Genomic DNA, 10913 nt, shown 5'->3' on the forward strand with positions numbered 1-10913 from the left:
TCGAGTCGGGGAGGGGGAGCCAAAAAGACACAAAAAGACAATTGATAGTCTTCATTAAAACCCATTGCTAGAAAAACAAATTGTTTACATTTCATATCTTTATATTCTACTATATAACAAGAGTACTTTTCTCGATTTAAATTTCTCGATTTAAAATTTTATGTTACGGACACAATAAGTATTATGGTTGAATTAAAAAAATTCATATCGACTCAAGTTATACTTTGGATAATAATGTCCTGTTCAGGTATTTATTCAGTTATTAATGCTTTTCAAAGTTACAGTGCAGAAACACAATTGATGACCCAACGAGCAATTAGTTTGTACATAAGAAAAAATCCTTTCACTGAAGAATCAAAAGTTTACGGTAATAATATAAAAACAATATTTAACTTAGACTCTTTAAAAATTCAAAAAGATAAAAGTGAAATTATTTACAATCAAAATGATAATTTTTCCTACTTACCTTTCACAATAAAAAAAATACATGACCTCTCCCCTTTTATTAGAACACAATTTGCAGTTGACTCAGATCAAGGATTAAACCTTGAATTTACTGTAAAAATGCAATATGCAGCTAATGTTGCCCAAAGTATGCTATTTTTATTAATCGCATTAACCCTTATTTTAGTTGTCGCACCTTTTATTTCGTTAAAGTCAACACTTAAAAAAGCATCTGATAATGTTACTGACGCAATGTCACGCATGGTAGATCAATTTATAAAAACGGATGAACAAAATAAACAGCTTGATAGCAGTATTGCCGATGGTGCTGTTTCAACGATTTATCCAAGTATCGTACGTTTGAATTCATTTTTAAGAAAAAAGCAAAAAGAAATCGAAGATTCCGCATTAGAAATAAAATTTCAAGCATATAAAGACTCTGTAACAGAATTAGGTAACAGAAATATGTTTATTGAATATTATGGCGCAAATATAGAAGATGCTAACAAAGCAAGTTTCGGGATCTTAGCCTTAGTACGTTCAAGTGAATTACAATTGATAAACCAAACCAGAGGCTTTCAAAAAGGTGATGAATATATAAAAGATGTTTCTAATTTAATTCAAAAAGTAACAGGCACATATTCCACAAGCCAGTGCTTTCGAATCAACAGCTCAGACTTCGCAATTATCTTACCTAATCTTCCACTTAAAGAAGCAGAAAAAATTGGAGAATCATTGCAGTCTAAATTTACCGAGTATCAACAACAAACTGAATTAAGTTCTATTGCAAATACAGGCATGGTTGCTTATGAAACAAAAAAACCTTTAAGTGAATTATTAGCACTTGTTGATACCGCGATTAGTTTGGCACAAAGTAAGCAAACAAACGCATGGCACCTTCAAAAAGCATCAGATGTACTTGATAATGTAAGTGCCAGTTTTGGTAATCAGAACTGGAAACAAGTAATTGATGACGTACTTGAAAACTCTCGCGTAAAATTAATGCTACAAACGATTACACCTACAAACCGTAGTACCAAAGCCTATTCTGAAATCTTAGCCCGATTCAAAACTCATGACGACCAAATATTGCCTACAGCGTCATTTTTAGCGATGTCAGAAAAACAAGGAAAAATCTCGCACGTCGATCGCTTGATCATTGAGTCTGCTATAGATTCCATTAAGAATAAGAACCTTTCAGAAAAATCTTTTGGTATTAACATTACCGCACATAGTGCTCATAATGATCAATTTTTGATATGGCTTGAACGTTTATTACTTAAAAATAATAATATTGCCGCTAAACTTATCTTTGAAATAAGTGAATTTGGTTTACAGCAGAATATCAAAGCAAGTAAACGTTTTATTGATATGATCCACAGAGTCGGCTCAAGAGTCACCGTAGAAAAATTTGGTATAGGTTTAACTTCGTTTAAATTTTTCCGCCATTTAAAAGCTGATTTTATAAAAATGGATGCAAGTTATACGCGTGGTCTTGAAGAAGATAAAAATAATCAGTACTTTATGCGATTAATTGTGGATTTGGCCCATAGGATAGGTGTTAAAGTGTTAGCCGAAGGGGTTGAAAATCAAGAAGAAAAGCATATTATAGAACAACTTTGCTTAGATGGCGCGCAAGGATATTACATTGATAAACCAAGAGATATTTAAACTATATCATTAATCACTTTGCTAAAATGAGCAAAGCTTTTAGTGCATTAACAACAAACTAAATTCACCACCTAAGCTCCTATTATTCGATATTTTTTTAAACTATACCTGTAAATTAACTTTTTTCTGATTGTTCATCTGTTCTCAGTTGTTAAAAGGTCAATAAAACAGGATAATAGCCCGGTTATATCTTAGGGTGGTAAAAAAATGGCAGAATACCTATTATTACTGATAGCTACAGTGCTGGTAAATAACTTTGTATTAGTTCAATTTCTTGGATTATGTCCATTTATGGGTGTATCTGGTAAATTAGATACCGCTATTGGCATGTCCTTAGCAACAACGTTTGTTTTAACTTTAGCATCTGTTGCTAGCTATTTAATTAGTCATTATATTTTAATGCCTCTAGAGCTCGAATTTTTAAGAACAATGAGTTTTATTCTCGTAATAGCTGTAGTGGTTCAATTCACCGAAATGGTTGTACGTAAAACAAGCCCTACCCTATATCGATTACTAGGTATATTTTTACCTCTGATCACAACAAACTGTGCCGTATTAGGTGTCGCATTACTCAATATTAATAAAGAACATAATTTTATACAATCAGCTGTTTATGGTTTTGGTGCCGCTATCGGTTTTTCATTAGTTTTAGTTTTGTTTGCAGCCCTAAGAGAAAGATTAAATGCAGCTGATGTACCGACCCCTTTTAAAGGTGCATCAATAGGAATGATCACCGCAGGACTCATGTCTATGGCATTCATGGGCTTTACTGGGTTAGTGAAACTATAATTATGATACTTATATACGCTTTAATTGCTCTAGGAAGTCTAGCGCTAATTTTTGGACTGATATTAGGCTTTGCGGGTGTTCGCTTTAAAGTTGATTCTAATCCTATAGTAGATCAAGTCGATGAAATATTACCACAAACACAATGTGGTCAATGTGGCTATCCTGGTTGCCGCCCCTATGCAGAAGCAATTGCAAATGGTGATGATGTAAATAAATGCCCTCCGGGTGGTGATGCTACTGTAAAAAAGTTAGCTGATTTGATGGGAGTTGAAGCAACACCTTTAGCTGGAGGTGAAGCACAGGAGCCAATAAAAACCGTCGCGTATATTCGTGAAGATGAATGTATTGGATGCACAAAATGTATCCAGGCATGCCCTGTAGATGCGATTTTAGGTGCAACTAGGCAAATGCATACGGTATTAATTGATGAATGTACGGGCTGCGATTTATGTGTCGAACCTTGCCCTGTAGATTGTATTGATATGCTGCCATTAAAAACAACAACTCAAAACTGGAAATGGAATTTAGAATCCATTTCAGTTAAACAGATAGATTAAGAGGCCTAGGTGGAGAGTTTACTAGAGCAGATAGAACGTGGAATGCTATGGCAGGCCCCTGGTGGTGTTCACCCTCCTGGTCATAAAGCGTTAACAGAAAGTATTGCTATTTCGCAACTTCCAATACCTGAAAAGCTTATTGTACCTATTAAGCAACATATTGGCGTCCATGGTAAAGTATTAATTGAAAGTGGACAATTTGTGCTCAAAGGTCAGGCATTAACTGCACCAAATCAACCTTGGTCAGTTCCAGTTCACGCACCAACATCCGGTACAATCGTAGCAATTCAAGCGATGCCATCTGCACATCCATCCGCTTTAGAAGAAATAAGTATCATCTTATCACCTGATGGTAAAGATACCTGGTGTGATTTATTTCCAATTTCAGATTATGCTTCTTTAGACTATGAAGAGATAATACAAAAAATACAAATGGCTGGGATCTGTGGTATGGGTGGCGCGGGCTTTCCAGCATACGTTAAATCACAAACAGATAAAAAAATTGAATTTTTAATTGTAAACGGTGTTGAATGCGAGCCGTATATAACAGCCGATGATCGCTTAATGCAAGAACATGCGGATGAAATAATCCATGGCATAAGCGTATTAAACCACCTTCTCAAACCAGAAAAAATACTGATAGCCATAGAAAACGATAAACCCTTAGCGATTAAATCAATGCAGCGAGCCAGTGAATCTTTTGAAAATATATTAGTTAAAACGATTCCTACCAAGTACCCTTCTGGTGGTGAAAAGCAACTAATTCAAATATTAACAAATAAAGAAGTGCCTACTCGAAAAATTCCAGCAGACATCGGTATTTTAGTACAAAATGTTGGGACTTTATTTGCAATAGGAGAAGCAATCCATAAAGGTAAGCCCCTAATTGAACGTGTAATAACGGTGACTGGTAAAACATTAAATAAACCAAAAAATGTTTGGGCATTGATTGGTTCAGAAGTAAAACATTTACTTGATAATTGTGATTTTGAACCCCAAGCACAACAAAGAGTCATAATGGGTGGTCCTATGATGGGTTTCACTTTACCAAGTGTTCGGATCCCAGTTGTAAAAACAACTAACTGTATTTTAGCACCAAATCAAATTGAATTGCCTTTTAATGATAACGAACAAGCTTGTATACGCTGTAGTGCTTGTGCTGATGCATGCCCTGCATCTTTGTTACCTCAACAGCTACAATGGTTTGCTAAAGCAAAAGAGTACGATAAATTAGAAGATCATAATTTATTTGATTGTATTGAATGTGGTGCATGTAACTATGTATGCCCTAGTGAAATTCCTTTAGTTCAATATTATAGAGTTGCTAAGGCACAAATAAAAGAGCAACAAGAAGAACAAATAAAAGCACAAAGAGCAAAAGAACGCTTTGAAATTCGAAATCAAAGACTTGAGCGCGAAAAAGAAGAAAGACTCAATCGACATAAAAAAATTGCTAAACCAAAAACGGCTGACGAACAAACTAAAATAGCGCAAGCTATGGCTAAAGTAACAACTAACCAATCAGATAAATCAGCTGTATCTGCCGCAATAGCCCGTGCGAAAGCCAAAAAACTACAGAATCAAAATTCTGAAACTCTACCTGATAATACTGAAGTTGCGATAAAAAGAGCCCAACGCAAAGAAAAAGCGCGTCTGTATAGAGAAGAAAAACAAAAAGAAACCTTAGATTCTGATAACAATCAAGCTCCCTCTTCTGAGACAGATGATAAAAAATCAGCAGTTGCTGCCGCCGTAGCCCGTGCAAAAGCTAAAAAGTTAGCTAAGCAAAGTGAATCAGATACAAATAAAGATTCTCGCGAAGTTGAATCAACACAAGCTGAAGATCCTAGAAAAGCAGCAGTCGCTGCCGCCGTAGCCCGTGCAAAAGCTAAAAAGTTAGCTAAGCAAAGTGAATCAGAAAAAAATGAAGGTTCTAGCCAAGTTGAACTTGGCACATCGGATGATAAAAAAGACTCTAAGGACAACAATTAATTATGAAGGCTAGCACACAATTGAATATGAGCAGTTCGCCTCATAGCCACAGTCAGAAAACTTTATCTAGCGTGATGATGACAGTACTGCTTGCATGTATTCCAGGAATATTAGTTCAAACTTATTTTTTTGGTTATGGTGTATTACTCCAATGTATTATCGCGCTTATTACTGCTGTCGTCGCCGAGTCATTAGTACTTAAATTAAGAAACCGCCCTATTGTTCCAACATTAAAAGATAATAGCGCAGTACTTACCGGTTTATTATTAGCATTAAGTATTCCACCATTAGCACCTTGGTGGATAATTGTTATAGGCACATTATTTGCAATATTAATTGTTAAACAACTTTATGGCGGTTTAGGGTTTAACTTGTTCAATCCTGCGATGGCAGGCTATATATTATTGTTGATCTCATTTCCTGTACAAATGACATCTTGGTTGCCTGTAAATTCACTACAACAATATTCTTTAAGTTTTTTTGAACAGTTACAGGTGATTTTTACGGGGTTTACTAGCGATGGCTTCAGTGTTAACCAGCTTCGAATGAATTTAGACGGCATAACAATGGCAACACCGTTAGATACATTAAAAACAGATATCACAAAAGGACTTACTGTTACAGAAAGCTTAACTGGAGATGTTTTTAATGGCTTTGCAGGTAAAGGCTGGCTATGGGTTAATATTACTTTCATGTTGAGTGGATTATACCTTATTAAAACAAAAATAATTAATTGGCATATCCCTATTGCGATACTGAGTAGTTTAGCCTTTTGCTCAATTTTAGGCCCGTTATTTTCACCAGATATCCATGCTGGCCCTGTTTTTCATTTAGTCAGCGGTGCAACTATGTTAGGTGCCTTTTTTATTGCAACCGACCCGGTGTCAGCTGCAACAACGAATAAAGGACGATTAATCTATGGTGCTTTTATTGGCCTTTTTATATATATAATTCGCGCATATGGCGGCTATCCTGATGCTGTCGCATTCGCAGTATTATTAATGAATATGGCTGTACCACTTATTGATTACTATACAAAACCGATAACTTATGGTCATGGAAAAATCCAATGATAACTGAAAAAAAAGCCATGATTAAAAATGGCATAATTTTATCATTATTTGCACTTATCACAACGGGCTTAGTAACAGCCACTCAAATAATGACAAAAGATCAAATTGCGATGCAAGAAAAAAGGCAATTATTAAAGGTTTTAGAACAAGTTTTACCAAAAGGTAAATATGATAATGAGTTATATTTAGACTGCGCAATTGTTAAAGCTAGCTTTTTAGGAAATAAAAAACCTCATAAAGTTTATCGCGCTAAAAAGGATAATATTCCTGTTGCGCTCATAATTGAAAGTACCGCACCTGATGGTTATAGTGGAAATATTGAGGTCTTATCAGCCATTTATTTAGATGGAACTGTAGCCGGTGTCAGAGTTTTAAAACATAAGGAAACACCGGGGTTGGGAGATAAAGTTGAGGTCGCTAAATCTCAATGGATCACAAAAATTAAAAATATTCAGGTTAAATCTGAACAAGATATACGCTGGGCTGTAAAAAAAGATGGCGGTATGTTTGATCAATTTACAGGGGCTACCATTACGCCGCGCGCAGTGATCTCGGCAGTTAAACGTGCAAGTTTATACGCACAAAATGAAACTGATATGTTATTTGATGCAGCAAATGCATGTGCAAAGGTTGATAAATAATATGAAAGAACATCTAAAAGAAATTTCATTGCAAGGTCTTTGGAAAAACAACTCGGTTTTAGTACAATTATTGGGGTTATGTCCTCTACTAGCAGTTTCAACAAGTTTAATCAACGCACTTGGGCTTGGTATAGCAACTATGCTGGTATTAATAGGTTCAAATATATCAATATCTTTTGTAAGGAACTGGGTTCCAAAAGATATTCGAATACCTGTCTTTGTAATGATTATTGCCAGCTTTGTAACTATCATTCAGCTATTAATGAACGCATATACATTTGGTTTATATCAATCTCTTGGTATTTTTATTCCGCTCATAGTTACTAACTGTGTAATCATCGCCCGAGCTGAGGCATTTGCTTCTAAAAACCCAATACATTTATCAGCTTTAGATGGAGTTATGATGGGCCTAGGCTTTATATTGGTTTTACTTGTGTTAGGTGCAATGCGTGAAGTAATAAGTCAAGGCACATTATTTGACGGTGCTCATTTATTATTTGGCGAGTGGGCCCAAGTATTAAAACTAGAAATTTTCAAGTTTGATAACCAATTTTTATTAGCAATTTTACCTCCTGGAGCATTTATTGGTATGGGGTTTCTGATTGCTAGTAAAAATATTATTGATGAACAAATTAAAGATAAAGAACCTAAAGCGATTGATACTGAAAAAGCGCCTCGCGCTCGTGTAACAAGCCTAACTTAAACAAAGTGACTCACAAATTTTTATATACGAGTCCTGTTTAAATCCTTATCATCTCGAAAATTTTATAATCCTGCAAGGATGTTGGTTATTCAATAGAGACTAATTGAGTTATCGAAAAACCAAGCAGCCATTATGAACAACACAAAACGAATAGAAATCTTAAAACGATTGCGAGAAAACAATCCAAATCCTGAAACAGAATTAGAATTTAACTCCCCATTTGAATTACTTGTTGCCGTCACTTTATCTGCTCAAGCTACTGATGTTGGTGTTAATAAAGCAACAAGAAAGCTTTTTCCTGTCGCTAATACACCGCAAGGTATTTTAGATCTTGGACTGGAAGGTTTACGAGATTATATAAAAACGATTGGTTTATATAACTCTAAAGCCAACAATGTTAATAAAGCCTGTGAAATGCTTATTAATTTGCATGGTGGTCAAGTACCTGAAAATAGAGAGGCCTTAGAGGCTCTTCCAGGCGTTGGCCGAAAAACGGCTAACGTAGTGCTTAACACTGCATTTGGCTGGCCTACAATCGCTGTTGATACGCATATTGACCGTGTTTCTAACCGCACAAAGTTTGCAATGGGTAAAAACGTTGTAGAAGTTGAACAAAAACTACTTAAAGTTGTACCAAAAGAATTTATGGTAGATGTTCATCATTGGCTAATTCTTCATGGCCGATATACTTGCGTTGCCCGCAAGCCTAAATGTGGTTCTTGTATTATTGAAGACTTGTGTGAGTTTAAAGATAAAACAGAATAAAAATCAAGTAAACGAAGATATTATATTTGACCTCGTATTGCCCTTAATAACCAAATCCAACAGTTTAACATTAAACAGAATATATGAGGAGGCACTAAGTATGCCTCCCAAATATCTCCACTTTAATTTCAAAAAAATTTAGTGCCCGAACTGAACACGCACACCAGCATTAACAGTAAATCCGTCATTGCGTGACCAGATATCTTTAGTCCAACGACCACTTGGGTCTTGCTCTGGTAACAATAACGACTCGCTTTTAGTTTGGCGTACATTAAGTAGATTTTCTGCATTTAAAAAATAACTTACTCTGCCAACTGTTATTTGACCAAGCAAACCTAAATGCCAATACGCTTCACTCTTAGTACGATGTGGGTTGTCTTCTAAGTATTGTGTACCCGTGTAATAGGCTTCAAACCCAATTAGATGACTACCATGCTCTTCCCACATAATAACCGCACCTGCTGAGTGTTTTGGTGTGAGTGTTAAAGGTTCTCGGCCAATGACTGACTGATTTTTTTTGCTGGCATCAGTGTACAAATAACTACCAGTTAGTTTCAGGTCACGCCAGCGATAGCGAACCAGCAATTCAGCACCACGAATTTCACTTTTACCTAAGGCATTTACGATACGTACTTGTTTATCGGAATGTATCTCATATGAGGGAATCTCTTCAAGTTCAGCTACATTATCAACGTCAGATGCAAACAAAGTCACACTCGTTTCAATATTGTCGACTAAATAGCTAAAATCAATAGATGCAGTAGTCGCCAGCTCTTCTTCAAGATTTTCAAGTGGAGCTAAACGTGATAAACCGGCCTCTTCAATATCTTCTATAAAGGGGGTTGGGGCAAAAAAGCCTTGACCATAGGAACCACGAACAGTCCAGTTTTCAGGGTTATAAAACATTGAAATGCGTGGACTAACTTGCGTGCCATATTCACTGTGCCAATCAGTACGCGCACTAAGTGATAGTGAAATATCATCTCTTGCGTCATAATCAACTTGCGAGAATAACCCTGGCACTTGGTAGTTGTAATTAAACTCGGAAAATTTTTCTGAATCAAAGCGATCTGATTGATAGGCAACACCAACTAGCCAAGCGATAGTATCACTATAGCCTGACACACTAGATTCAAGTAAATAACTTTCATGATAGTCATTTTCTTCTACTAAGCCATTCACATGGTCATGCTCTTGGCGCATGACCGAGCCACGCACATTGAGATTAAGCACATCCCCAAGAGGTTGATCAAAAATAAAACCACTGTCAAGTCTTAGTGAATCTTGGCTTTGTTTAAATGGGTTGCCATCGGGTACAGTTGCCCTCTCTACTGTTCCACCTTCACGTTCTTCCATCATAGCACCAAAAGTCAAATACAGGTTGGCACCGCTTTCGCTTTCCCAATATAAGCGCGGACGAATGGTTGCACGTTGGTAATGCGCCATATCGATCCAGCCGTCACTATCTAAATCTTGTTGCTCTTGATTATGTAAGCCAGATGTTACAGATACGCTGGTAGCGTTATTTATAGGTGTGGAAAAATATGTCGTGATGTCTTGCCCATTTTTCGATGTTGCATTCAATAGCACTTCGCCTTCAACGTCATCTGATGGGGTTCGAGAAATTAAGTTAATCACTCCGCCAAGTGCTGAGCCACCATACAGAGATGATGCCGATCCTTTAATGATTTCAACATTGGCAAGATCAGTCGGAGGAATTTGCAATAAGCCAATCGATGCGGTTTGACCACCATATAACGGCAATCCATCACTGAGTAACTGTGTATAACGGCCATACATACTTTGCAATCGAATATTGGCACTACCTAGAGCTGGTGAAGTATTTTGCACGCGTACTCCGCCAGTTTCAGCAACCAACATAGAAATGTTACCTGGTCTCATTAAGGCTTTTTCTTGAATTTCTTCGCCATTGATGATCTCTGTACGGGTTGCTGACTCAGCAACAATTCGGCCAAGTCGTGATGCGGTTACTTGGATCTTTTCAATCTTATTTTCGCCATGCTCATGATGTTCGTCACCATGTCCACCTTCACTAGAGTATGATATTGAAGGCACTAACAGCACCGCAAGTGATATTTTAGAATATATGTTAAGCATTTTTACCTCAAATAATGCTAAAAACTGCGAAGTTCTCACAATTAATAAATTTTAATGTTGTCTAGAGCACCGATCAGTTTAAAATATAGTGTTCATATTTTAAACTGATCGGTGCTCTAGGGTATGAATGTAAGAAGTTTAGGAGGCGAAAATTGGTGGT

The 10913-nt window shown here is 36.4% G+C and carries 8 protein-coding genes and 1 pseudogene; 8 read left to right on the forward strand and 1 reads right to left on the reverse strand.

The window, feature by feature from the left end; genetic code table 11:
- Positions 1 to 234 precede the first annotated feature (234 nt).
- From CJF42_RS22810 to nth, 8 genes and pseudogenes are all read left to right on the forward strand, one after another.
- Positions 235 to 2115, forward strand: coding sequence for an EAL domain-containing protein (locus CJF42_RS22810; RefSeq protein WP_502694808.1), 1881 nt, complete (start codon positions 235 to 237; stop codon positions 2113 to 2115).
- 207 nt (positions 2116 to 2322) lie between these two features.
- Complete coding sequence (gene rsxA, locus CJF42_RS22815) at positions 2323 to 2904, forward strand: electron transport complex subunit RsxA (RefSeq protein WP_095368865.1); 582 nt, start codon at positions 2323 to 2325, stop codon at positions 2902 to 2904.
- Positions 2905 to 2906: 2 nt separating this feature from the next.
- Positions 2907 to 3461, forward strand: a complete 555-nt coding sequence (rsxB, locus tag CJF42_RS22820) for an electron transport complex subunit RsxB (protein WP_095368866.1) — start codon at positions 2907 to 2909, stop codon at positions 3459 to 3461.
- A gap of 9 nt (positions 3462 to 3470) precedes the next feature.
- Positions 3471 to 5432, forward strand: a pseudogene (rsxC, locus tag CJF42_RS22825) (electron transport complex subunit RsxC); the annotation flags it as partial.
- A 23-nt stretch (positions 5433 to 5455) separates the two neighbouring features.
- Entirely contained in the window at positions 5456 to 6526 is a 1071-nt protein-coding gene (gene rsxD / locus CJF42_RS22830; RefSeq protein WP_252097712.1) for an electron transport complex subunit RsxD, read from the forward strand.
- Positions 6523 to 7167: an electron transport complex subunit RsxG gene (gene rsxG, locus CJF42_RS22835; protein ID WP_095368868.1), complete on the forward strand. Its 645-nt coding sequence runs from the start codon at positions 6523 to 6525 to the stop codon at positions 7165 to 7167. The genes rsxD and rsxG overlap by 4 nt, the downstream gene beginning before the upstream one ends.
- A gap of 1 nt (position 7168) precedes the next feature.
- Positions 7169 to 7870: an electron transport complex subunit E gene (locus CJF42_RS22840; protein ID WP_095368869.1), complete on the forward strand. Its 702-nt coding sequence runs from the start codon at positions 7169 to 7171 to the stop codon at positions 7868 to 7870.
- 132 nt (positions 7871 to 8002) lie between these two features.
- Complete coding sequence (gene nth, locus CJF42_RS22845; RefSeq protein ID WP_095368870.1) at positions 8003 to 8635, forward strand: endonuclease III; 633 nt, start codon at positions 8003 to 8005, stop codon at positions 8633 to 8635.
- A gap of 138 nt (positions 8636 to 8773) precedes the next feature.
- Here the strand turns inward: nth and CJF42_RS22850 are convergent, their stop codons facing one another.
- A complete protein-coding gene (locus tag CJF42_RS22850) occupies positions 8774 to 10753 on the reverse strand; it encodes a TonB-dependent receptor plug domain-containing protein (RefSeq protein ID WP_095368871.1) in 1980 nt (659 codons plus the stop codon).
- Positions 10754 to 10913: the final 160 nt, after the last annotated feature.

The sequence above is a fragment of the Pseudoalteromonas sp. NBT06-2 genome (assembly GCF_002276045.1).
Classification (GTDB): domain Bacteria; phylum Pseudomonadota; class Gammaproteobacteria; order Enterobacterales; family Alteromonadaceae; genus Pseudoalteromonas.